We start from the raw sequence: 25,554 nt of genomic DNA on the forward strand, positions 1-25,554 counted from the left end.
GGCTGTATTGGGAGGTTATGAAAGTTAAATGTTATTTTAATTTTTTCTGTACATATTTCTTTAATGGGCTTTCAATCAATTTATGATCCGGTTCTACACTAGATGTTAATGACTTCTTTTGTGAGATAGCTTCTTTACGCAACTCTAACAACCTTTCACCTTGGGATTTTCCATTTTTAATCATATTAGAATTTAGATTTTCCAAATTTGCTAATACTATTAATTCATGGGTATTTGCATAATCCCTTATATTCAACCCACCTTTACACAATTCCGGATTCTTTTCTCTCCATTGTTTTGATGTGTGACCATACATCGCAACATAAATCAAGTCTGCTTCGTTTGCATAAAGAATTCCCTCTTTTTCTTTTGGCAGATTACTAAGCGGTATAAGGGTATCCTTTATAGCATCAGTTTGTATTTTATAGTTGACCTTTGATAAATATCTTCTAATGTCCCACTTTCCTTGGATCTCAGTAAGCTCTTTTAATCTCTGGAATTCTTTTAATACAAGTAGTTTGAACATTGGACTTAACCATGTACAAAACTCCAATGCTATATCCTTGTGAGCGAAGGTGCCACCACCTGTTCGTCCAGCTTTTGAAACAACGCCTATTGCATCAGTAGATTCTACCCACTTCTTTGGAGACATGTTAAAGCTATTTAAACCAGCTTCTTTTTTAAAGGTATCGAATTCGGCCCCTTTAAAATTTGGATTATTAAGTTGCTCCCATAAACCCAGGAATTCGATAGTATTTCTATTTCTCATCCAATGTTTAATATGGTCATCACCTTCTTCTCCTTTGACAATATCAGTAAGGCTCACATATACTTCATCTCCTACCTGAAGTAATGTTATATCTTTATCTTGTACAGTTAATTTTAGCATAAATAAAAGTTTACTAACAAATATAACTAAAAGTGGTCAATTTCGCCCACTTTAATAAAGGCGGCTTTTACACCGCCTTTCGTTGTTTACTTAATCTTTAACCAAATACCGTTGATAACTGTGCGCTTGCGATCCGAATCCTTTTCTTCATAAGAGTTATTATTTGCCTCTAAAAGAATCGATTTTAGCAATTCGACTTCCTCATTAGTCAATGTCGCTCTGGTTACTGATTCCACTACTTCAACATTCAACCTAGCATTGTTACGGATGCTCTTAATGTGCTTATCCTGGCTATCACTTACGTTGCAGTAGTTGATCGTGTTAGAGTCGATGTCTCTTACCATGTAGACTTTCGCTCTCTTTGGACCAACAAAGTTGAACAGTTGGCCTTTTTGCAATTCAAATAACTTCATAACTTTTTTTGTTTTTGTTTACTCTACAAATATAAAACTATAGTTTGATATTTCAAAATATTTATAAAATTATATTTAGATATTTTTAATAATTTGTAAAACTATAGTTTTATATCTACTTTTGTTTATATGGAATTAAGGATTAAAGAGGTCGCAAAACTTCAAGGAATGGATTTGCAGACACTATCTAAACGTCTTGGGATAACTTACCAGGCTCTTAATGCTAGAATGGTCGGAAACCCATCTATTAAGGTGTTACAGGAGATTGCGGACGTATTAGGAGTAAGTGTGTTTGAAATTATTGCCGCTGATGACAATACATATCACTCTTACGACGAAAACAAAAACTGGAAGGGCATAGTAAAAAAATAAAAAGCCTGATCACTTGGGAGGTGTCAGGCCTTAAACTAACCAATTATAAACCTAAATTATGAAAAGTGCTAAAAAAGTGCCCGTCTTTCCGGGCTGTCAATGTCAAATACAAAAATAATTAGATGCAATAACTAACTCCCAAATTTACCAATATAATTAGTATTTAAAAAGTTTTTAGCTATTTATCTTAGCTTGATTTTAAATCCTCATTCAACTTGGATATAACAGCATTTTGTACTTCATCTATTATGGACCAGTCCGGAGCAATATAGATATCCGTTGTACTTGTATCTCGATCGGTGTGATTTAAGGCTATAGACACGTCCTCCTTATGCTTTTTGCAATCATTCCTGGCTATGGTGGCGAAGCTATGACGCGCATAATAGGTACTGATACCTTCATCGATACCGATATTTTTAGCTATACTCTTTAGCCCTTTATTTATTGCCAAAATTAGGTTTTTTGAGTTTGACCAATTGTCTTTAATCGACAGATACCAATCAACATACGGCTTCGCTTCTTTGGGTATAGCCACGCTGATAAATCCTCTGTCCTTACGTCGGCTCTCGACTTTGGATCTATTATAGTTAAGTCTTCCATCGGACTGGTATAAATTATTCTTCAGATCAACAGCATTTATACCACACATCATAAATATTATCATAAACATGTTCTTACCTATCATTTCGGACCTGTTTAGTGGCTGATAATCCCTTATCTTTCGGATATCCTCTATTTTCAACGATCGCTTTGCCGTGGCTTCCATTTTAGGCACTGGGACTTTGGCAAAAGGATTTTGAGGTACCCGGATAATACCAAGGTCATCATCATTATACTTTTCCTTGAACATGTCAAATATCTTCTTGAATCGGAAGTAAACAGTATAGAGGGAATTACCAGATACAACATTTGAAGTCTTCTCTGTTCTGTTCGTTTTTTCGGGACCGGTGTACCTCACAATCTTATGGGGAGTCTTGACGTATTCTATGAAAGCTTTGATATACTTCGATGTAATCTCATTTGACATCAACGGCCGGCCACTCTGATAATCTTTAAGATGATTTATTGTACTTCTGTATGTACTTACGGTATTCGGCTTTTTCGTCTTTTGTATCTCCGCAAAGCATTCATCCAGGAACTGCATAAAATCGATTTCTTTACCGTCGGCTGTCAATATATCTTTTAGCTGCGATGCCGTGTACGTCTCCGCCTTAAGGCCCAATAGGCTGATTTTCCTTTGAAGGTCATTTATATCCTCTGAAAGGTAGGTTATGACGAATTTCTGCTTAATAGTCCTATCTTTGTTTAGCTGGGCTTCAGTGATAAGATGCGAGGTTTTTATATACACAGATTTGCGCTTATGCGTTAGTCTGAAAACAACAAGCCATCTTCCATCTTTCCGGCTATTGTTCTGTTGAATTATAGGTGTTATAGTTGCCATGATTAGAACGAAACATTAACAAAACATTTGATAACAAACTTACACATTTTACATTTAAGTTTGATAAAAATATTAGTAAAAAAGTTGATTATATGAGTTTAAATGCAATAACTAAAGATTTTAGCAGGTATGCGGCAATCTTTGACATGGACGGTGTAATAAGCCATACAAACCCCTTTCATGCAGAAGCTTTCAAAGCTTTTTTTAAAAACCATAACGTACAACAAGCTACAGAGGAAGAATTTGAGCAACACATGTACGGAAAACATAATAGCTATATCATGCAGCATTTTTTTAAACGGCCGATATCACCAGAGGAACTGCGGACACTTGAGTTTGAAAAAGAGCAGCTTTTTAGGGTTATTTACGAAGAACATGTTGCCCCTATTGCAGGTTTAATAGAGTTTCTGAAGGAATTAAAAGAACATAATTTTAAACTTGCAGTGGCGACTTCCGCTCCCAAAGAAAATATGGATCTTATCTTGGATGAATTAAATATCCGCCATCTTTTTTCTTCAACATTAAGCAGTGAAGATGTTAAATTGCATAAACCCCACCCTGAAGTATATCTCAAGTCAGCAGAAAATTTACAAACACCAATTGAACAATGCATTGTATTTGAGGATTCTTTCTCGGGAATTACTGCTGCAAAGAATGCATCAATGAAGGTCATTGCGGTACTTTCATCCCATAAAAAAGAAGAACTCCCCAAAAGTAATGCTTACATAAATAATTATACTGAAATTTCTGTAGCCAAGGTAAAATCCATCCTTCAGACACAGGATTCATAAAGTATATATTAAAGGCTCCTTTTTCAAGGAGCCTTTAATATATACTTTACATTTAATCTCGTTTTAAACCAAATTTTTCGATCTTACTGTACAGGTGGCTACGCTGTATATCAAGATCATCTGCGGTCTTGGAAACATTCCAATTGTTCTTTTCCAGTTTATACTTAATAAATTCTTTTTCTGCGTGATCTTTGTAATCTTGAAATGAATCGAAGGAGTCCATATCTAAGCCATAAGCGACTGTACCTCTTTCATGTGCAATCCCAGTCATAGGCTCACGGGAAGGATTGGCAAATGCAATCACATCTTTATCAGTAATTGACTTATCACTCAGAATGATTAACCGTTCAATCATATTGCGCAGTTCGCGAATATTACCTGTCCAAGGAAGGTGACTAAGTTCCTTCATTGCCGCATTGGTAATTTCTTTAACAGGAATACCATATTCCATACATATTTCCTCACAAAAATTTGTGGAAAGCAACGGAATATCATCCACTCGATCTATTAAAGCTGGAACATGGATCAAGATTACTGACAACCTATGATACAAATCCATCCTGAAATTTCCTTCTTCAATTTCTTTCAATAGATCTTTATTGGTTGCCGCAACAACACGTACATTGACATCAATCTCTTTGTCTCCACCTACACGTGTAATTTTATGTTCTTGCAACGCTCGTAGTACCTTTGCTTGGGCAGACAGGCTCATGTCACCGATTTCATCTAAAAATAATGTTCCACCATTGGCCTGTTCGAATTTACCAATACGTTGTTTAATTGCAGAAGTAAAGGAGCCTTTTTCATGCCCAAAAAGCTCTGACTCAATTAACTCAGATGGTATTGCAGCACAGTTTACCTCAATCAACGGTCCTTGGGCACGATTTGATTTTTCATGCAGCCAACGAGCAACAAGTTCTTTTCCTGAACCATTGGCTCCTGTAATCAATACTCGGGCCTCCGTTGGTGCAACACGGTCTATTGTTTCTTTGATACGTTTAATGGCTCCAGATTCTCCCAGAATATCCTTGGTTTTTGAACTACTAACCTTACGTTTTAAAACTTTAGTTTCAGTGACCAGAGAACTTCTGTCCAGAGCATTCCGAACCGTGATAAGCAATCTATTGAGATCTAATGGTTTTTCCAAGAAGTCAAAAGCACCTTTTTTGGCAGCTTCAACCGCTGTCTCTATTGTGCCATGTCCCGAAATCATAATAAAAGGGATATCAGGACTGTTCTGATGTGCTTCCGACAGAACTTCCATGCCATCCATATTATTCATCTTGATATCACAAAGAACAAGATCAACCTTTTCCTTTTTTAAAATATCCAGTCCATCCCGACCATTGTCAACATCTAAAATCGTATAATCTTCATATTCTAAGATATCACGCAAAGAGCTTCTGATGGCGCGTTCATCGTCAATGATTAAAATTGTACTCATAAATCTAGAGTTATGCTATTTTCAATTATGGGAATCAATATAAGGTTTTTTTAGCAATTAGCGAAAAAGAAGCAAACCTTGTAAGCCGGGTTCTGTAGACCACCGAAGTGGAATTTCTATCATTTATCTAGGCCTGCCATCACTGACAAACTCAATCAACCTACCCATTACGAATTCCAATAAATTGAAAGAAGACGAGCAGCCTTCAAATTTCGTAACCTATTTGGTCTTTCAACACACGAGGTTTACCGTAATATATGTCACCATACAAGACCGTAAGCTCTTACCTTACGTTTTCACCCTTACTCCGAAAAGCGGTATATTTTCTGTGGCACTTTCTGTCTGTTATTTTCATAACAGCCTTCCCGTTAGGAAGCGTGTTGCTCTATGTTGCCCGGACTTTCCTCTCCTCTCAAAAGAGCAGCGATAGAACCAGTTTGCTTCTGCGCAAAAATAGTCATTTTAATCGTATAAACACTACTTTCTTTATAATTTCAGTCACTCACAAACACGAGGCATAGCTTGATCAAAAATTGCGCTTTTCATCCGCATGAATCGCTTAAATTTTGCATGTAAAGATCAAAATATAAATATGGCAATCATGAATGCGTTATCTAACGGCAGACAATTATTTTCACTTAAGGGATACCAACAAAGGAACACGTTATAAAAAGGTTTCCATAATAATTTCAAAATTAAAGATCCTGTGCAATCACATATCCACTTGCCCAAGCCCATTGAAAATTATATCCACCAAGCCAACCCGTAACATCAACGGTCTCCCCACCAAAATAAAGGCCAGGTATTTTTTTTGATTCTAGTGTCTTGTTGTTAAGCTCCGCAGTCGAAACGCCACCGCGCATCACCTCAGCTTTGTCATAGCCTTTGTCACCTGCAGGTTTCACCTTAAAACAATGGACCATATCTACAATTAGCTTAGCGTCTGCTTTGCTTAATGATGCAATTTTAATATCTAAAGCTAGAAATTTACCAAGAGCATCAACCAATTTGCGGCTAAAATAATCATGTAGTAATTGTGAAACAAGTCTCTTACCACCAGATTGTCTTTCCTGCTTAATTAAATTATCCAAGTCAAATTTAGGCAGCAGGTCGATCGTTATTTCCTGCCCTGGTTTCCAATAACTTGATATTTGAAGAATAGCCGGACCACTCAGTCCCCAATGTGTGAATAATATGTTCTCTTCAAATGATATATCGGTTATGGATACTTTCGAGAATACGGAATTTCCAGCCAAAGACATATACCAGTCAGCATCTTTTCCAGTTATTGTCAATGGCACAAGCGCGGGTGCAGCCTTCACCACTTCTAACCCAAATTGTTTCGCAATACGCAATCCAAAGTCTGAAGCCCCTAACTTTTGAACAGGCAGCCCTCCTGAGGCGATAACTACTTTCTGAGTATGATACTCATATTCTCCTTTTAAGCTCTCTACTTTTATAATAAATCCATCCGCATCTTTTACAATTGATTTTACAAGTGTGCTCAATGCAATATCCTGGCCTGTTTCATAGAGAATCCTAGAAAATACAGCCACAATGTCCTTAGCCTTATTTGTTTCTGGAAAAAGCTGTCCTAGCGTCTTTTCTTTCCCCTTAATACCATATGATTCAAAAAAATCTATGGTATCCTCAACTGTCCATTGCTTAAATACACTATGTAAAAAATGAGGGTTTTCAGAAATAAAGTTTGAGACGCTAGTTCCAATATTTGTATAATTACATCTCCCACCCCCAGAAATCAGAATCTTTGCTCCAATCTTATCATTGCGTTCCAATAATAGCACTTTCTTCCCTAACAGCCCTGCGTGCGCGGCACACATTAATCCACATGCACCGCCCCCAATGATAATAGCATCGTAAGTACCCACCATCATATTTTAATAAGCAATCAATTGACCATCGACAGGTATAACTCTTCTTTCCAATTGACTTTGATACCCAAGCTCAATGATCTGAATCACATCTCTTGCCTGTTCGGGTGAAGCAATCAATGCTGCTTTTCCTAAAATCACATCTGCAACATTTTGATAAAAATCAGGATAGGCCCCTTTTTCCGAAGGAACAATTTCCTCTACATCCCTACCATTTTCTATTATATTGAGTTTACCATAAATACTTGGGTCCTCTTCCCCCCAATTCGAATCTTCATCGGGGAATTTTCCATCCCGCAACAATGCTTCCTGTGGATCGACCCCATTTTTTACAAAGTTTCCATTCATACCAAAGACGCGGTAACGTGGAGTCGGTTCTTTTGCCAGCATCGATCCTTTTAGTGAAACTCGGAGATTATCATAATACAGTAAACAGTCAAAATTGTCAATTGTCCGAGCATGGTCACGTTGAATTGACAGATCTGCAAATACAGCATTAGGTTTTCCAAACAATTGAAGTGCCTGATCAATGAGATGTGGGCCTAGATCGTAAAATATACCAGATCCTGGCAAGTTTTCCTCACGCCATGCATTTGGTCTCAAGTAATTACGGAAACGGTCAAATCTAGATTCCAAATTTACAATTCGTCCCAATCGCCCACTTTTGACGACCTTCTCCACAGTACGATAATCCGAATTGAACCTTAAATTATGGTAAGGCGCCAGGATCAGGTGCTTTTCCTTAGCCAATGCGATAAGCTCATCTGCTTGCGCAACAGTATTAGTAAATGGTTTTTCAACAACAACATGTTTCCCCGATTCCAGGGCACGCTTTGCAAAAGGATAGTGCATGTCATTAGAAGTAGCTACCACGACCAAATCTATTGTTTCATCCCTGAAAATTTCATCGGCAGACAATGCAATTTCAGCCTGGGGATAGCGTTCCTTGAGTAGTAGCTGCTGCTCAGCCTTACGGGCCGTTACTTTCACAAGTTCCAGCTGCCCAACAGAACGCATAACTGGAGCATGAAAGACCTGCCCTGAAATTCCCAAACCAATAAGCCCAACTCGAATCTTCTTTAGCATACTACATTCTTTCAGGTACACGTATTCCTAATAAACTCATTCCTTTTGCTATGATCTTAGCCGCTGCAGCCGAAAGATGAAGCCTAAAGTTCTTTACAATATTATCTTCGGCTTTCAATATACTCTCTTCGTGATAAAATTTATTATAGAGTTTGGCGACTTCATAGATATAATTTGCCAGTTGTGCCGGACTGAATTCCTGTGCGGAGGCTTCAAGAGATTCAGGAAATGCGCCAAGTTGCTGAATGAGATCTCGCTCATAAGATGAGATCGACTCAGGTATTGAAACTGCACGCTCAACATCAAACTCAGCCTTACTTAAGACAGATTTGATACGGGCATGTGTATATTGAATAAATGGTCCTGTATGTCCTTGAAAATCGACCGATTCATTTGGATCAAACAATAAACGTTTTTTAGGATCTACTTTCAATAAAAAGTATTTCAGGGCCCCCATTCCTATGGTATCATAAAGCTCTGCTTTTGCTTCTTCAGCCAATCCCCCTGTCTTACCAAGCTCCTCAGTACGTTCTTGTGCTGTTTTGAGCATTTCTGCCATCAAATCATCTGCGTCGACAACCGTTCCCTCACGCGATTTCATTTTACCGGAAGGAAGGTCAACCATACCATAGGATAAATGAAATAAACCCTTTGCCCACGATTTACCTAATTTTTGCAAAATCAAAAACAGCACTTTAAAATGATAATCCTGCTCATTGCCAACCACATAAATAGATTCATCCATATTGAACTCATCATATTTCAATTGTGCTGTACCCAAATCTTGCGTAATATATACCGATGTACCGTCACCCCGGAGAACCAATTTCTGATCCAATCCTTCCGCAGTCAGATCAATCCATACGGAGTTATCTTCTTTCCGAAAGAAAACACCTTTGTCCAGACCTTCTTGGATAATATCTTTCCCAAGCAAATAAGTGTTTGATTCGTAGTAATATTTATCAAAATCAACCCCTAATTGCTTATAGGTTTTCTCAAATCCCGAATACACCCAACTATTCATGGTCTTCCAAAGTGAGATGATCTCTTCATCACCTGCTTCCCATTTTTGCAACATAGATTGGGCTTCTTTCATCAAAGGCGCATTTTTCTTGGCCTCATCTTCGGATTGACCTTCAGCTCTTAATATATCGATCTCTTTTTTGTATTCCTTATCAAATACAACATAATATTTCCCAACCAGATGATCCCCCTTCATGCCAGTTGACTCAGGCGTCTCTCCAGCACCAAATTTCTGCCAAGCAAGCATTGACTTACAGATATGTATACCACGGTCATTAACCAAATTGGACTTGATAACCTCATATCCATAAGCTTTAAGAATTTCAGCTACAGAGTACCCTAATAAATTATTACGAATATGTCCCAGGTGTAAAGGCTTATTTGTATTTGGTGATGAATACTCAACCATCAATTTTTTTCCATTGGCAGGGAAAACGCCGAAATCGGGGGACACTATAGTCTGATTTAACAAAGAGATCCAATAAACATCAGAAAGTACTATATTCAAAAAGCCTTTAATTATATTGAAGCCTGAAATTTCAGCAATATTCAGCTGCAAATAATCACCAATTTCTTTACCAGTCTGTTCGGGAGATTTCTTCGAAAAACGTGTTATTGGAAAAGTTACGATCGTAACCTGTCCCTCAAACTCCTTGCGAGTGGCCTGTAAAGCAATTTGATTTTCTAAAATATCTGCATTGTATAGCTCTTTAACAGCCTTTACGGTGACTTCAATAAGTCGCCTTTGAATAGAATTTGCCATTTAATGATTTTGTAAATTTTACAACTTCCTGATAGTGAACTGGAAATAAATAACATTCCTTATTTAGGTATTCACCATTAAAGTATATCTTTGCAAAAATAATAAAAAATGCAGAGCTATCAGGAATTTCTTGACTTAAGTGTTGGTTTTCCGCAAGACGGATTCGAAATCATCGACGACGAATTGTATTTCCACGATTTGAACTTAATGGAAATGATAGAAACGTACGGCACCCCGTTACGTTTTACTTATTTACCTATCGTCAGCAAAAAAATTCAGCAAGCGAAAATCCTTTTTCAGACCGCTATTCTGAAACATAATTATCGTGGATCATATAAATATTGTTATTGTACCAAATCTTCTCATTTCAAACATATTGTAGAAGAAGCTTTAAAAAATGACATCCACTTAGAAACGTCATCTGCATTTGATATGCCGATGATCGATTCATTGGAAAGGCAAGGTACTGTCACTAAAGATATTACTGTAATCTGTAATGGGTTTAAAACCTATCAATACAAACAGTATATTATTGACATGATCCATGATGGTTATAAAAACATCATACCAGTACTTGACAATAAGGAAGAGTTCAACCTTTATGACGATGAAATCGAGCTGGATGAACCTTGTGCATTAGGTATCCGTGTAGCCTCTGAAGAGCAACCCGATTCCCAATTCTATACTTCACGATTAGGTATTCGCCAAGAAGACGTTATAGACTTCTATAACAACAAGATTGTTGACAACCCTAATTTCAAGGTAAAATTACTTCACTTTTTCATTAATTCTGGGATATCAGACACCCCATATTATTGGAATGAGCTGGAAAAATACGTCACGCTGTATTGCAAGTTCAAAAAAGTAAATCCCGATTTGGACACGTTGGATATTGGTGGCGGGATGCCTTTTAAGGATTCATTGGTACACGATTTTGACTATGAATACATGGTCAATGAAATCGTCAACAGGATCAAACAGATCTGTGCGCATCATGAAGTGATGGAACCAGATATCATTACGGAATTCGGTAAATATACTGTTGCAGAAGCTTCGGGTATTCTTTATAAAGTTTTAGGTCGCAAACAACAGAATGATCGCGAACGTTGGTTTATGATTGACGGCTCCTTTATCACTAATTTACCGGACGTGTGGGCATTAAATCAAAAATACATATTGCTGCCCATAAACAACTGGGATTCAGAATATGAACGGGTTAATTTGGGGGGTATTACCTGCGACGGTCAAGATTACTACAATCAGGAAGCCCATATGAACTCTGTATTTATGCCTAAAACCCGTAAGGTGCAATATTTAGGTTTTTTCCATACCGGAGCTTATCAAGACGTATTAAGTGGTTATGGTGGAATTCACCATTGTCTCTTACCGTCGCCCAAGCATGTTTTAGTACGCCGAAATAGGGATGAGACCTTCAACTATGAGGTATTCGGAGAAGAGCAAAACTCCAAACAAGTCATGAAATTATTAGGATATCAATAGCTAGCTATCCCATTCAAATAATATCTTACAAAAAATCCCTGTCGATGGATCGACAGGGATTTTTTATTTTGCCACCCAAGTATTGAAAAACTTCAAAACTTTCTCTTCATCATACCCTTTTCCTTTCTCCAAACTACCACTTTCCTGAACATGTAGGGTTTTTCCATTTCTATCAAGCACAATAAAGAAAGGGTACCCTAACTTATTTCCTTCTGGAGCATATTTTTGAAAAATAGCCTCATTCTTATTTTCTTTCGAATAATTCAGATGATAATAAAGAAAATGACGTTTCAGTAAATCATCAATACTAGCCGTTTCATGAATATATTCATTAAATCTCAAACACCAGACACACCAATTCCCCCCAGCCTGAATTATTATATTCTTATTTTCCTTCTTCGCTAGCTGCAATAACCCATCAATATCTTTTTGCGCATCCGCTTCCGGATTGTAAGGTTTCAATAGATCTTCCTGGGACTTTGAAATTTCTTGCCCATATGCATTCGTTTGTAAGAATTGAGTACCCAAGAATACAACCATCCCAAGGAATAATAACTTAATTTTTCTCATCATTCAACAAATTAAAATTGAGCTAAAAATACGAAATCATTTCCCCAAACCAAAAACATAAACCTATTATAATGGTTAAACATTATATCCCTATTATTTGAAATAGAACATGATCATATTTTTAAAAATAGGCCGAAAATCAATTCAGCCCCATTAACCATCAAATAGAAACGCAAAATAATCTGCTAAAAACACGGACAATTGCACTAAAAAAATAACAATTTCAAAACAAAACAAAACAAAAACAAACATCTTTTTAACGATTATTTTTTAACCAAAATTCTTTAAAATATCGTAAATATACTATAACTTAGTATCAATGGATCCGTAAAGCTTGAATAAAACAATGCCTCAAGATCAAAAAACGAAACAAAATGAAACACAAAGAATTCAAAAGATCAACATTAATAGAGAAAATAAAGGAAACAGACGCATGGGATGTGATTGTAATAGGTGGCGGAGCAAGTGGGCTGGGTGTTGCATTAGACGCATTGAGCAGAGGATTTAAAACCATCTTACTCGAACAGGTTGATTTCGCTAAAGGCACCTCCAGCAAAGCTACAAAATTAGTCCACGGTGGGGTACGTTATTTGGCTCAAGGCGATATTTCCTTAGTTAAGGAGGCTTTGCATGAGCGTGGATTGCTTCAACAAAATGCTCCGCACCTAGTCAAAAACCAATCCTTTATTATCCCAAACTACAATTGGTTTGACGGTCCATTTTATACCATTGGGATGAAAATATACGATTTCCTTGCAGGCAAGCTGAGCTTAGGAAAATCTACACATATCGACAAAGACGAAACACTTAAAAGAATCAGTACTATAAAATCAAAGGGGCTTCATGGTGGAGTGGTATACCAGGATGGGCAATTTGATGACTCCAGGCTCGCAATCAATGTTGCTCAAACTTGTATCCAAATGGGAGGCGTGGCACTGAATTATATCCGGGTAACCAGCCTTACCAAAGACAATAACGAACGAATAAATGGTGTCATTGCCCATGATATTGAAAGTGGTGAAGCTTTTACGATCCAAGGTAAGGCCATCATCAATGCAACAGGAATTTTTGTGGACGATATTCTCAAAATGGATACACCTGAAGCAAAGCAGCTGGTCCGGCCTAGCCAGGGAGTACACCTTGTCTTCGACAAGTCATTTCTTCCAGGAGATGATGCTATTATGATTCCAAAAACAGATGATGGCAGGGTGCTTTTCCTTGTTCCATGGCACAATCGTGTCATTGTAGGTACTACAGATACACCAATTGATGAACATAGTCTCGAGCCCGTAGCACTCGAGCAGGAAATAGAATTTATCTTAAAAACCGCAGGCCGGTATTTAACAAAACAACCAACGCGTCAAGATGCTCTTGCAGTATTTGCAGGCTTACGGCCTCTAGCTGCCCCAACTGGCAATTCAAATAAAACCAAAGAAATTTCAAGAAGCCATAAAGTCATTGTCAGCAGCTCCAATTTACTCACACTAACCGGTGGAAAATGGACAACATTCCGCCGAATGGGCCAAGATACAGTTGACAAAGCCATAAAAATTGGTTGTCTACCACAACGGGAGAGCAGCTCCTCAGCTAAAATGATATACAGCGCCATCCCTACCACAGACAGAAGCAATCATATGTATATTTATGGATCAGACCAAGAAGCAATATATGCACTCACCAAAGAAAACCCTTTATGGAATGAAAAATTGGTAGAACACCTGGAATTCCGAAAAGCTGAAGTTGTTTGGGCTGTCCGAAACGAAATGGCAAGAACGGTAGAAGATGTATTATCACGTCGTGTACGCCTTCTATTTCTTGATGCAAAGGCTGCAATTCATGCTGCCCCCGAAGTTGCGAAAATACTCGCTCAAGAATTAGGCAAAGATGAGAACTGGCAAAAATCTCAGGTAGAAAATTTCCAAAAAGTTGCAAAAAATTATATCTTAAACACAAAGTAACATCAATAACCCACAATAAATCAATTATGGAACAACAGTATATCTTGGCAATGGATCAAGGCACAACAAGCTCCAGGGCCATTATTTTTGATAAGAACAGAAATATTGTCTCAATTGCTCAGAAAGAGTTTACGCAAATATTCCCCAAACCTGGGTGGGTAGAACATGATCCACACGAAATATGGTCTACCCAAGCAGGTGTCACAGCTGAAGCAACCACCAAAGCAGGTCTAAATGGCAAAAATATCGCGGCCATCGGTATCACCAATCAACGTGAAACCATTGTCGTTTGGGAAAAGAAAAATGGCAAACCAGTCTATAATGCCATTGTTTGGCAGGATAAGCGTACAGCTGACTACTGTGACGAATTGCGTCAATCAGGAAAACATGAACTAATACAGCAAAAAACAGGGCTAATATTAGATCCTTATTTTTCAGCAACAAAAATAAAATGGATCCTTGACAACGTGGAGGGAGCGAGAGAAAAGGCTCAAAATGGCGAACTCATCTGTGGTACAATTGACACTTGGCTTGTATGGAATCTTACACGTGGAGATGTACACATTACAGATGTTACCAATGCATCACGTACCCTCCTGTTTAATATCCATACCATGGACTGGGACAAAGAATTACTTGATTTGTTTAACATCCCCGCCTCATTGCTTCCTCAGGTTAAAGAAAGCAGTGAAATATATGGCGAATCCAGGACCACTATTTTCGCGCACAAAGTCAAAATTGCCGGCATCGCTGGCGACCAACAAGCAGCCTTATTTGGTCAGCAGTGCATAGAAAAGGGAATGGTAAAAAACACCTATGGTACCGGCTGTTTTATGCTGATGAATATTGGGTCCAAACCGATCATGTCGAAAAACAATCTATTGACCACCGTGGCATGGAAGATCAATGGCAAAACTGAATATGCCTTGGAAGGAAGTATTTTTATTGGTGGTGCATTGGTACAATGGTTACGCGACAACCTTAACATCATTTATAAATCCGCTGACATAGAGCAACTCGCTCTCACTGAAAAAGATAATGGTGGGGTAACTTTTATTCCAACTTTCGCTGGGTTAGGAGCGCCATATTGGAACGCTAGAGCACAAGGGACGCTATTCGGCCTTACCCGTGCAACAACCAATGGGCACATTGCCCGAGCCTCACTGGAGGCCATTTCTCTGCAAACCCGTGACGTGCTTCAAGCCATGGAAGCGGATAGTGGCATTCCGATCAAGGAACTTCGTGTAGACGGTGGAGCTACAGCAAATAATCTGTTAATGCAAATCCAAGCAAATGTACTGAACAGCAACGTCGTTAGGCCCAAAATAACAGAAACAACAGCCTTAGGAGCAGCCTATCTGGCGGGGTTAGCCGTTGGTTTTTGGAAAAATGGAGATGAACTTGCAAAATTCTGGGCCCAGGACCGCCAATTTAAACCTGAACAAGAACAGGAAAAACAAACCGAGCTAATCATCAAACAATGGATGAAGGGCATTAAAGCATTACAATTCTGGACTGAAAATTAATCAATAACTAACCAATAAATATGAATCATTATTTAGCAGAGTTCATTGGCACTACACTCCTCCTACTTCTGGGTAACGGGGTTGTCGCAAATGTAATATTAAAGGGAACAAAAGGAGAAAATGGCGGATGGATCGTTGTCACCACTGCATGGGCATTAGCAGTATATGTTGGTGTTGTATTTGCCGGCCCCTATACCGGCGCCCACCTCAATCCTGCAGTGACCATTGCCATGGCACTGAATCATGCGTTACCTTGGACAGAAGTTCCCGGATATATTCTTGCTCAGATTGCAGGAGGATTCTGTGGGGCTTTATTAACCTATATTATACATAAAGATCATTTTGATGCCACAGCCGATCCCACAACTAAATTAGGTGTTTTTGCCACGATCCCGAACATCCGCAATACTTCTACAAATCTTGCAAGTGAAATCATCGGCACCTTCGTGCTAATTTTTGTTATTTTTTTTATTACCGGACAAGATATCACAATTGATGGAAAAACAGAACTCATTGGAATGGGATCTTTAGGCGCCATTCCTGTTGCATTTTTAGTATGGGCCATTGGATTGTCCCTTGGAGGGACAACCGGATATGCCATCAATCCCGCAAGGGATTTAGGTCCACGCCTATTTCATGCCTTATGGCCAATTAAAGATAAGGGTAGTTCCGATTGGTCATATGCGTGGATACCAATACTGGGACCAATTATTGGAGCAGTACTGGCATTTGTCATTTATATTCTCATAAAGTAAAGAGGGGATTCTATAGAATCCCCTCTTTACTTTACCCTCTTTTAGGTTTCCGGTGACCATATTCACGGTCCCTTTCAAAGGTATTCATATGTCTTTCCTTTTTGACAGGGTATACATCCTCAATGACGATCAGAATTCCCTTTTCTTCAACAGTCCCAAATTCGTCATTTCTTGCGGTTCCAAAAGATTTCATCGTTGGCGATAAATTCATATAGGTATTAATCAACGGGGGGATATTTTCACCCCAAGCCCGCACGCGACTATTTAAAACTTTGTACCCTTCTTTATAATCCAGACCATCAAAAACTCCTACAAACCGCTCATAGTCATTTTTAATTTCTAATTCCGGAAGCGGTACAACTAATTTATCCTGGTCAGGGAAATAATAATCCATAAAATACAGCAACATATCTCTGGCATCTTTATTATAATGCGGATACATTGTTACTTTACCAAAAAGATATTTTATTTCGGGGTTAAGCATGACCAGTGCACCCAGGCCATCCCACAAATTATCCAGTGAAAAAATACCTTTCCTATTATCAATTGCCGGTTGATACCTTGGCTGCACAAATGACCTACCCAACTCAATTGTATAGGGTAGATAATCCTTAGTAAACTGATCTGAAAATTGGAAATAATGAGCTGTTGACAGATTTGGAACACCATCGACTTCTCCTGCTTCCGCACATTTAATAACACGATACCCCGCTACGACCTCCTCGTCCTCCGGATTCCAGGCAATCAATTGATCATAACAATCTTCGCATGTATCATTTTCATCAATATCGATCGAGAGCCCTGTACCTCCTCCTGCACCACGGAAAGTCAACTCTCGTAATCGCCCTATTTCACGCATGACATTCGGCGAATTATGATAATTGATTAAATATATCTCGTTATTTCCATTGTTGGTATATCGTAAGAAAACCTCTTTATTCAATTCGGCTTTCAATAGTTTTCTATCAACTGGAGGTATAATTTCTTGCATAAATTTTATTTTTCTTGAGCCAATCCATAAACCCTTCTTTTCACTTCTTCAGCCCAAGTCTTTTCGTTTTTTGATTGATCAAATGCTGTATAAGGGATTTTCTGTCCTATTATAATATTGACGGTATGCCCGCGTTGGGCAAACATTTCATCAGGTAAATATAACATTTCAATGTTTACCTTGAGACCTATTTTTTGTCTCAGCCTTGCAAAATTATAAAAAAACTTAGAGTTTTTGCCGTCAATCAACACAGGAACGATATCTTTTTTATATTTTTTCGCTTTACTGATAAAGCTTTTTTTCCATTCCAAATCCTCTATACGACCATCGTTTTGTTTTCTGGAAACCAAACCTGCTGGAAATACAAGCAATGCATCATCAGCTCCATAAGCTTCTTCAATTGCAGAAATAGCTTGTTTACCCTGTCCTCCCAGTTTATTCACGCCAACAAATAAAGGCCTTAAATTACCAATGTTTAACAAGATATCATTTACCAAAAATTTCACATCCCGTCTATGCTTACCTATAGCATGCATAAATGCAATCCCGTCCAAGCCACCCAAAGGATGATTGGAAGCAAAAATTATTGGACCTGAAGTTGGAATATTTTCCGTACCAAACAAATTGACGGTTACATCCAAATCCTTGATTAAAGCATCCACAAAGTCTAACCCTTGAAGATCCGCAAAACGTGTCATGATATCATTTATCTCATCCTCATGAATAGTCTTTTTTAGGTAATTAAGCAAAAAAGACGGAATCCATTTTGCAAGCTTTGCATTTTTTTTGTGAATAACTTCCCGTATATCAATAAATTTTTTATTCTCACCTGTAATCATCAATCTTATTTTTCTGACTAAAATACTTACGATTCCCTACTAAGCTTTGTTAAGGCTTATCACGATTCGCTGACAAAAATACTAACAGAATAGTAATAAAAGTACAATTTTAAACATTAAAATTGCAGTTATTTGCAATAATGTAATTACTTAAATATTATTTTAGGTCAGTATTTTCCAAAACCATTAGATAACATGAGGAAATCTTCCGCAAAAATTTCTTTTTCGCATCATTTTTTTTATTAAGTTTGGGTATGTTAATAGGTCAATTCCTTTCAAATGCAGATTATAGTATCCAAAGAACAGATACTATACAGCAAGCACTAGAAAAGCTACAGGACATGCTTTGTAAAGAATTGGTGGTCTTAAATGGCGATGAATATATCGGATTTGTCAATGAGTCTATTTTATTGGATGCGGAAAATGAAGAAGCTGCGATTTCATCTATTAAAATCATCACCGCACCGATACAGCTCAAATTTAACCAACACCCTTATGATGCTTTGGTCATGGCAACAGTATATAACTGCTCCATAATCCCTGTTTTAGACCAAGAGAATAAATATATAGGTGCATCTACACAACTGGATATCCTAAAAGCTATCAGTTTGATACAGTCTCAAAATGAATCGGGAGCTATTATTGTACTGGCAACCGGACTGCATGACTTTTCATTGTCCCAAATTGCTCATTTAGTGGAAAGTGATAACTGTAGAATTCTCAATTGTGCCACAAAAGTGAATTTAGAAAACGATGCGATTGAGGTTACATTAAAGGTCGACAAATCCAATATTAATGCACTCTTAAATTCTTTTTTAAGACATAATTACGTGATTATGGAAACTCATAATACCATTGCTACATTTGATGATACGGCCGAACGTTATCAGCAACTGATGAATTACATCAATATTTAGATAAAATTACTTTTTTTCTCATCTTTGCCCAATAAATTCAGAACAATATGAGAATTGCGATATATGGACGGGAATTTCAGCCCTCTGTTATAACACATGTTAAACATTTATTTGAATATCTCGTCAACAAAAACGTTGAAATTTGGGTTTATGATCCTTTCTATAAATTCTTGACAACGCAATTCGAATGTGATTTCAGTCTTCCAACATATCATTCTTACGAAGAAATTAAAAATGATATTGACATTATGCTTAGTCTGGGCGGTGATGGAACAATGCTTTCAGCTGTGTCTCTTATCCGTGATTCAGGCATTCCAATCGCCGGAATCAATTTCGGACGTTTAGGCTTTTTAGCCTCTATCAATAAATATGACTTTGAGCATGCTGTCAATGATATATTGAACCATCGTTACGACATACAAAAACGTGTCCTCCTCTCTGTAGAGTCCCAGCAGATGAACCTATTCCAAGGAAATCATTATGCCTTAAATGATATTACGGTGTTTCGTTATGACAGCTCAGCCATGATCACCATCAATGCACGGATCAATGGTGAACTTCTCAACTCCTATTGGGCAGATGGGCTCATAATTGCGACCCCCACTGGATCTACAGCTTATTCACTGAGTTGTGGGGGGCCTATTATTATGCCCGAAAGTGGTAATTTTGTAATTACCCCGATATCACCGCACAACCTTAATGTAAGGCCAATAGTCATCTCTAATCAGTTTACGCTTGAACTGGAAATCGAAAGCAGAAGTAGCCAGTATATACTCAGCTGTGACTCCAAAAATGAATCGGTGAATACCTCCGTTCAATTAACAATTAAACAGGCTCCATTTACAATCAACCTCATTCGTCTTCCCCAAGAAAGCTTTTTCAGTACATTGCGGGAGAAGTTACTTTGGGGCATTGATGTCAGAAACTATTAATGAAAACTTTAGACGAACACAAATCATTATACTTTACTCTGATACATACCGCTCAACACGAGTTTATTTTAGTCTAATAGAGAGGAGTACTAAATATCTTTGTAATATTGTACTTCTGAATTTCCAATTAAAAATCGATATTTGGGAGAATATATAAAACAAAAGATCAAGTGACATGAATAAATGGGCAAGATTTTGCTTGATTTTGACGTTCTAGAACCAACACCAGGTTTGATACACCATTAGATAGCATATTGGCTACTGGTGTTAATTTTATTGAAAACATAATAATGAGCTTTTTAGATCAAATAGATACCATTAAATTACCACAGCATATTGCCATCATCATGGATGGAAATGGTCGCTGGGCAAAACAAAAAGGAAAACTCCGGGTATTCGGACATCAAAACGGAGTAAAAGCAGTGCGGGAGGCTTTAGAAGGATGCGTTCAGGCGAATATTAAATTTTTAACACTGTATGCTTTTTCTGCTGAAAATTGGAATCGCCCCAAATTAGAGGTTATTGCACTCATGGAATTATTGGTTTCTTCCTTAAAAAAAGAGATTAAGACTTTTCAAGAAAATGGAGTCCGATTAAATGCCATCGGAGATATTAGTAAGCTTCCGTTAAATGCACAAAAAAAACTACAAGAAACTATAGAAGCGACTAGGGCCAATACACATTGTACACTTACATTAGCCCTCAGCTACAGCTCACGTCATGAAATTGTAGAAGCTGCCCGAAATTTAGCCATAAAAGTAAAAGAGGGCACATTGGCTCCCCAAGATATCAATGATGATGTTTTCTCTTCTAACCTATATACCCAAAACTTACCAGATCCGGACCTATTGATCCGGACCAGCGGCGAGCTTAGAATAAGTAATTTCCTTCTCTGGCAGATTGCATATTCTGAATTATGTTTTTTGGATAAAATGTGGCCAGAGTTTACAAAAGAAGATTTATTTAAGTCAATTGTCGATTATCAACAACGCGAAAGAAGGTTTGGAAAAACAAGTGAACAGTTATAAATGATTTTATTAAATTTGTCAACTGATTTGAAAAAAACAAGCTGGTTAAATTTTCTTAATTAACAAAAATTAACAAACGATTGGTGTACTTTAGCGCCAATAATTATAGATAAATGAAGCGTATACTACCCGTAATACTATTTTTTGGTCTCTCATCAATGCAACTTGTCTATGGACAGGAGAATGGTGCGTTCAATTTAAATGACCCAGAAAAAATCAGTTATCTCAACCCTAAAAACTATGTGATTAGTGCTGTTGATGTAACTGGAACGCAATTTTTGGATAAAAATGTATTGATTACCATCTCGAAGTTGTCTGTAGGCCAATATTTGGAAGTACCCAGTGAGGCTACGGCAAAAGTAGTAAAAGATATGATGGCACAAGGTCTCTTCGATAATGTCGAATTATGGGCCGACAAAATTGAAGGTGAAAACATCTTTTTGACCATCCGTGTAGTAGAGCGTCCTCGTTTAACACGTATTGATATTAATGGGTTGAGTAAAAGTCAAACCGAAGAAGTTCGTAAACGCTTAAATAGCAATACGGGGAAAATTGTCAATGAAAATTTGATGAATACTACCCGCGCAACAATTCAGCGTTTTTTAAAAGAAAAAGCTTATCTATATCCTGAAATCAATCTAAAAACTGTTAAAGATTCTGCACAAGCAAATAATCAAATTTTGATTGCCGATGTAGATAAAAAACATAAAGTGAGAGTCAAAAAAATGACCTTCACCGGTAATGAGCATTTTTCGCAGAAAGATCTGCGAAAAATGGCAAAACCAATTAAACAAAAAATGTGGTATCGCATTTTTGGCCCAGGTAAATTCAAAGAAGAGAAATACAAGGAAGGAAAAGAAAACCTGATCAAAAAAATGGCCGCTAAAGGTTATCGTGATGCCGAAATCATCAAAGATACAGTCATTCGGGAGGGTGAGAAAAACGTATTGGTCAATTTTGATATTTACGAAGGTCCTAAATATTATGTCGGTAATATCGTTTGGACAGGAAATGCTAAATATTCGGACACTTTATTAAATAAGATTTTAGGGATTAAACGAGGGGATGTTTTTTCTGAGGAAAAATTAACGGCTAAGTTGATGGGCCCCACTAAAAATAGTGATGATATTTCTTCCATCTACATGAATGACGGTTATTTAACTTTTTCAGTTGACCCTGAGCAAACTCGTGTATATAATGATACCATTGATTTAAACTTACGCGTTTATGAAGGTGCACAATATACCATCAATAATGTAATCGTAAAAGGTAACGATGTTACCAATGACCGGGTGGTATTACGTTCTATTTATACCAAACCAGGGCAAAAGTTCTCAAAAGAACAAATCATGCGAAGTGTTCGTGAAATTGCCCAATTAGGAAATTTCGATGAACAAAAAACAAATCCTGTTCCAACCAACTTAAATTATGCCGAAGGAACAGTGGATATTGTTTATAATGTGACCGAAAAACCTTCCGATCAAGTTGAGCTCTCAGGGGGTTATGGTGCAGGACAAATTATCGGTACCCTCGGGTTGACATTCAACAACTTCTCTACCAGTAATTTCTTTGATAAAAGTTCTTGGAAGCCTTTACCTCGTGGAGATGGACAAAAATTAAGTGTACGTGGGCAGACGTCCGGTAAGCGCTATCAATCCTATAGTTTCTCTTTTTCTGAACCTTGGTTAGGTGGTAAAAAACCGATTTATTTCGGTCTGAGTGCCTATACTTCAAGTTCATCATATGGTGGTTTTAATTATTATACTGGTGAACAGATGGTAAAAGATTCTGAATTGAATCGTATTTGGATGACTGGTGTTACGGCAACATTAGGTAAACGCCTGCAATGGCCAGACAACTGGTTTCAGGCCAATACCTCATTATCCTTCCAACGCTACAAATTGCAGAATTATGGCAACTATTTCTTGTTTGATAACGGTACAGCCTATAATATCAACCTGACCCAAGAAATCAGCCGTAACTCAATTGATGCTCCTATTTATCCTACTTCAGGATCAAATATTAAATTCTCGGTACAATTGACACCTCCTTATTCATTGTTCAATAACATTGATTATCAGAATGGATCCCCACAAGAACGTTACCGCTGGACAGAATACCACAAGTGGAAATTTGATTCACAATGGTATGCAAAAATTGTTGGAAAGCTGGTTTTCAAAGCCCAAGCGCAGTTTGGTTTCTTAGGTAAATACTCCAATAAAACCGAAACATCAACCTTTGAACGATTTAAGGTAGGTGGTGACGGTATGCAAGGTTTCGATTATTTACAAGGTTCAGAAATTGTTGCTTTACGTGGTTATGCCAATGGTGTAATCATTCCGGAAGGAACTCAGAATGTTAATGTAGCAAGAAACTCAGGTAGCCCAATCTATACCAAATATCAAATGGAGTTACGCCATCCAGTTATGCTGAATGATCAGGCTACAGTCTATGTCCTGGCATTTGCAGAAGCTGCGAACACATGGAACAAATTCTCCGAGTATAATCCATTTAAAGTGCGCCGCTCCGCTGGTGTTGGTGCCCGCATCTTCTTACCTATCTTTGGTATGTTAGGTATCGATTATGGTCATGCATTTGATCCTATCCCGGGGCTTCCTAGCAGTACTTGGAAACAAAACTTTACATTTAGTATTATGCAAAATATGGGTGGATTTTAATTTACTTCCATTCCACCGACAAAAATGTCAACAGCGTTAAAAAAGCAGCTAAAATTCAGTTTTGGCTGCTTTTTTAATGCCCCTACTGAAGATTAACATGAAAGACGGGTTTCACAGAACAGCGAGCTATTCTTGAGCAGGTAACAATGAACAAGAAAGTTTTCATAAAAGGTTAACCACACTTTCACCCAATACATGACAAAAGGTATACTATCATAAAACTGATCATTTACAACTATCTATAAATGATAGAAACAAGGAATAGTCAAAGTTAAATAGTGTTAAACCCGAGAAATATCTAATAGATTGCTTCTTTTTTCTTATTTTTGAGCGTTAAATTTATGGGGAGATCATTTTTCCAAATTAAACTTTTGGATCGATCTGTTGTCATAAAGTAAATTAGTGTTAAATAATAAAATAGTATTCTATAAAACTTACAGGAAATATGAAAAAAATATTGTTAGTAATAGCTTTTGTAGTCGTAAGTGCTACAGCGACATTTGCACAACAGCTGGCATATGTTGATTCAGAATATATCCTAAAACATGTTCCCGAATACACTACTGCACAGAAGCAATTAGATGATCTGTCGAAGCAATGGCAAGAAGAAGTCGATCAGAAATATGCTGAAATAGAAAAATTATATCAAGCCTATCAGAAAGATCAAAGTTTACTGAACGAAGATATGCGTCGCCGCCGTGAGGATGAGATTGTCACCAGAGAAAAAGAGGTGAAAGATTATCAAAAACAAAAATTTGGGTTCGAAGGTGAACTCTTTAAAAGACGAATCCAATTGGTAAAACCTATTCAGGACCGGGTTTCAAAAGCAATCCAAGATGTTGCTTCTGCTCAAGGTCTTGACTTTATAATGGACAAAGGCAATGAATCCAACTTCTTATATGCAAATCCCAAACTAAACAAAAGTAATGAAGTCATTACGAAATTAGGCTATAAACCTAATCCTAGTCTTGCAAACTAAGTTGAAGTTTATTATCATTGTGAACAACAAATAGTATTATAAATAGTAATTAATTAGAACACTAAAAGATTGCCATTTGAGATGGCGTATTAGATTAAAATGGAAAGCATGAAAAACTTATTAAAAGGTGCGGTTGCTATAGTGGCAGTATTTTTCTCAACTCAATTTGCAAATGCCCAGCAAAAAATTGGTCATATCAATTTTGCGGAAATCATTCAGTCTACCCCAGAATTCAAAACTGCTGAAGGTCAATTGAAAACATTGAGTGATGGTAAAACAAAGGAAATTCAAGATATGGTTGCCATTTATCAAACAAAACAAAAAGATGCTAATGATAAATTGCGTAACAGAAGTGAAGCCAATAAAGAGACTGTTGACCCTGAAATCAATAAAATAGGTCAAGAATTACAAGATATCCAAACTCGTATTCAAACTGCACAACAAGCTGCGCAGGAAGAACTAAACAAAAAAGAAGAAGAGTTGATCGCTCCTGTTCACAGAAAAGTAGCTGAAGCAGTCAATGCAGTATCAAAAGAAAAAGGTATGGCATATGTATTTGATATCTCAAGCACAAATATTCCTTATTTTCAAGGTGGCGAAGACTTAACTGCAGCTGTTAAAACAAAATTAGGGATTTCTGCTACGGCAACTCCTGCTGCAACTCCAGCAAAAACAACTACACCTGCAAGAAAATAATAACATATTTTACTGCAATAAAAAAGGGATGGTTCACATAGACCATCCCTTTTTTATTGCAGTAACTCGTT

Annotated in this window: 22 protein-coding genes and 1 other RNA gene; 12 read left to right on the forward strand and 11 right to left on the reverse strand. The window is 37.4% G+C overall.

Annotated elements, in window-relative coordinates:
- Positions 1 to 31: 31 nt before the first annotated feature.
- Together HX021_RS08435 and HX021_RS08440 are read right to left on the reverse strand one after the other, a co-directional pair.
- A complete protein-coding gene (locus HX021_RS08435) occupies positions 32 to 889 on the reverse strand; it encodes a KilA-N domain-containing protein (RefSeq protein ID WP_286589719.1) in 858 nt (285 codons plus the stop codon).
- A gap of 86 nt (positions 890 to 975) precedes the next feature.
- Positions 976 to 1,302, reverse strand: coding sequence for a hypothetical protein (locus tag HX021_RS08440; protein ID WP_286589720.1), 327 nt, complete (start codon positions 1,300 to 1,302; stop codon positions 976 to 978).
- Positions 1,303 to 1,431: 129 nt separating this feature from the next.
- Between HX021_RS08440 and HX021_RS08445 the strand changes: the two genes are divergently transcribed.
- Positions 1,432 to 1,674: a helix-turn-helix domain-containing protein gene (locus HX021_RS08445; protein ID WP_286589721.1), complete on the forward strand. Its 243-nt coding sequence runs from the start codon at positions 1,432 to 1,434 to the stop codon at positions 1,672 to 1,674.
- Positions 1,675 to 1,861: 187 nt separating this feature from the next.
- On the opposite strand, the gene HX021_RS08450 is transcribed toward HX021_RS08445, so the two are convergent.
- A complete protein-coding gene (locus HX021_RS08450) occupies positions 1,862 to 3,115 on the reverse strand; it encodes a tyrosine-type recombinase/integrase (RefSeq protein ID WP_286589723.1) in 1,254 nt (417 codons plus the stop codon).
- A gap of 92 nt (positions 3,116 to 3,207) precedes the next feature.
- Here HX021_RS08450 and HX021_RS08455 point away from each other — a divergent pair, with 92 nt between their 5' ends.
- Positions 3,208 to 3,906, forward strand: coding sequence for an HAD family hydrolase (locus tag HX021_RS08455; protein WP_286589725.1), 699 nt, complete (start codon positions 3,208 to 3,210; stop codon positions 3,904 to 3,906).
- Positions 3,907 to 3,958: 52 nt separating this feature from the next.
- Here HX021_RS08455 and HX021_RS08460 read toward each other — a convergent pair whose 3' ends face one another.
- The 5 genes from HX021_RS08460 to argS all read right to left on the reverse strand — a co-directional run bounded on the left by HX021_RS08460 (position 3,959) and on the right by argS (position 10,114).
- Positions 3,959 to 5,350 (reverse strand): sigma-54-dependent transcriptional regulator, encoded by a 1,392-nt coding sequence (locus HX021_RS08460; RefSeq protein ID WP_286589727.1) that lies wholly within the window; start codon positions 5,348 to 5,350, stop codon positions 3,959 to 3,961.
- 65 nt (positions 5,351 to 5,415) lie between these two features.
- An RNA gene (rnpB, locus tag HX021_RS08465) (RNase P RNA component class A) lies at positions 5,416 to 5,793 on the reverse strand.
- Between the two features lie 252 nt (positions 5,794 to 6,045).
- Positions 6,046 to 7,245 carry a BaiN/RdsA family NAD(P)/FAD-dependent oxidoreductase gene (locus HX021_RS08470; protein ID WP_502958998.1) on the reverse strand — a complete coding sequence of 400 codons (1,200 nt, stop codon included), beginning with the start codon at positions 7,243 to 7,245 and terminating at the stop codon, positions 6,046 to 6,048.
- Positions 7,246 to 7,248: 3 nt separating this feature from the next.
- Positions 7,249 to 8,328: a Gfo/Idh/MocA family oxidoreductase gene (locus tag HX021_RS08475; RefSeq protein ID WP_286589729.1), complete on the reverse strand. Its 1,080-nt coding sequence runs from the start codon at positions 8,326 to 8,328 to the stop codon at positions 7,249 to 7,251.
- Position 8,329: 1 nt separating this feature from the next.
- Positions 8,330 to 10,114: an arginine--tRNA ligase gene (argS, locus tag HX021_RS08480; RefSeq protein WP_286589731.1), complete on the reverse strand. Its 1,785-nt coding sequence runs from the start codon at positions 10,112 to 10,114 to the stop codon at positions 8,330 to 8,332.
- Between the two features lie 108 nt (positions 10,115 to 10,222).
- On the opposite strand from argS, the gene HX021_RS08485 reads away from it, so the two are divergent.
- Positions 10,223 to 11,614: a type III PLP-dependent enzyme domain-containing protein gene (locus tag HX021_RS08485; RefSeq protein WP_286589732.1), complete on the forward strand. Its 1,392-nt coding sequence runs from the start codon at positions 10,223 to 10,225 to the stop codon at positions 11,612 to 11,614.
- A gap of 63 nt (positions 11,615 to 11,677) precedes the next feature.
- Here HX021_RS08485 and HX021_RS08490 read toward each other — a convergent pair whose 3' ends face one another.
- Positions 11,678 to 12,187 carry a thioredoxin family protein gene (locus HX021_RS08490; RefSeq protein WP_286589734.1) on the reverse strand — a complete coding sequence of 170 codons (510 nt, stop codon included), beginning with the start codon at positions 12,185 to 12,187 and terminating at the stop codon, positions 11,678 to 11,680.
- 371 nt (positions 12,188 to 12,558) lie between these two features.
- Here HX021_RS08490 and HX021_RS08495 point away from each other — a divergent pair, with 371 nt between their 5' ends.
- From HX021_RS08495 to HX021_RS08505, 3 genes are read left to right on the forward strand one after another with little or no spacing between them, the layout of a single operon-like run.
- Complete coding sequence (locus HX021_RS08495; protein ID WP_286589736.1) at positions 12,559 to 14,142, forward strand: glycerol-3-phosphate dehydrogenase/oxidase; 1,584 nt, start codon at positions 12,559 to 12,561, stop codon at positions 14,140 to 14,142.
- A gap of 26 nt (positions 14,143 to 14,168) precedes the next feature.
- The gene (gene glpK, locus HX021_RS08500; protein WP_286589737.1) at positions 14,169 to 15,668 is read left to right on the forward strand and encodes a glycerol kinase GlpK; all 1,500 of its coding nucleotides are present in this window, start codon (positions 14,169 to 14,171) and stop codon (positions 15,666 to 15,668) included.
- A gap of 20 nt (positions 15,669 to 15,688) precedes the next feature.
- Positions 15,689 to 16,423 (forward strand): MIP/aquaporin family protein, encoded by a 735-nt coding sequence (locus HX021_RS08505; RefSeq protein ID WP_286589738.1) that lies wholly within the window; start codon positions 15,689 to 15,691, stop codon positions 16,421 to 16,423.
- A gap of 31 nt (positions 16,424 to 16,454) precedes the next feature.
- On the opposite strand, the gene glsB is transcribed toward HX021_RS08505, so the two are convergent.
- Positions 16,455 to 17,414 (reverse strand): glycine N(alpha)-acyltransferase GlsB, encoded by a 960-nt coding sequence (gene glsB, locus HX021_RS08510; protein WP_286589740.1) that lies wholly within the window; start codon positions 17,412 to 17,414, stop codon positions 16,455 to 16,457.
- A 5-nt stretch (positions 17,415 to 17,419) separates the two neighbouring features.
- Positions 17,420 to 18,253 carry a lyso-glycine lipid O-acyltransferase GlsA gene (gene glsA / locus HX021_RS08515; protein WP_286589741.1) on the reverse strand — a complete coding sequence of 278 codons (834 nt, stop codon included), beginning with the start codon at positions 18,251 to 18,253 and terminating at the stop codon, positions 17,420 to 17,422.
- A gap of 254 nt (positions 18,254 to 18,507) precedes the next feature.
- Between glsA and HX021_RS08520 the strand changes: the two genes are divergently transcribed.
- From HX021_RS08520 to HX021_RS08545, 6 genes are all read left to right on the forward strand, one after another.
- Positions 18,508 to 19,170 carry a CBS domain-containing protein gene (locus HX021_RS08520; protein ID WP_286589743.1) on the forward strand — a complete coding sequence of 221 codons (663 nt, stop codon included), beginning with the start codon at positions 18,508 to 18,510 and terminating at the stop codon, positions 19,168 to 19,170.
- A 47-nt stretch (positions 19,171 to 19,217) separates the two neighbouring features.
- Positions 19,218 to 20,102, forward strand: coding sequence for an NAD kinase (locus tag HX021_RS08525; RefSeq protein ID WP_286589744.1), 885 nt, complete (start codon positions 19,218 to 19,220; stop codon positions 20,100 to 20,102).
- 290 nt (positions 20,103 to 20,392) lie between these two features.
- Complete coding sequence (gene uppS / locus HX021_RS08530; protein WP_286589746.1) at positions 20,393 to 21,130, forward strand: undecaprenyl pyrophosphate synthase; 738 nt, start codon at positions 20,393 to 20,395, stop codon at positions 21,128 to 21,130.
- A 113-nt stretch (positions 21,131 to 21,243) separates the two neighbouring features.
- A complete protein-coding gene (bamA, locus tag HX021_RS08535) occupies positions 21,244 to 23,808 on the forward strand; it encodes an outer membrane protein assembly factor BamA (protein ID WP_286589747.1) in 2,565 nt (854 codons plus the stop codon).
- Positions 23,809 to 24,253: 445 nt separating this feature from the next.
- A complete protein-coding gene (locus HX021_RS08540) occupies positions 24,254 to 24,787 on the forward strand; it encodes an OmpH/Skp family outer membrane protein (RefSeq protein WP_286589748.1) in 534 nt (177 codons plus the stop codon).
- A gap of 108 nt (positions 24,788 to 24,895) precedes the next feature.
- Positions 24,896 to 25,483, forward strand: a complete 588-nt coding sequence (locus tag HX021_RS08545; RefSeq protein ID WP_286589749.1) for an OmpH/Skp family outer membrane protein — start codon at positions 24,896 to 24,898, stop codon at positions 25,481 to 25,483.
- Positions 25,484 to 25,554 lie beyond the last annotated feature (71 nt).

Source organism: Sphingobacterium sp. N143 (assembly GCF_030325625.1).
Taxonomy (GTDB): Bacteria; Bacteroidota; Bacteroidia; order Sphingobacteriales; family Sphingobacteriaceae; genus Sphingobacterium.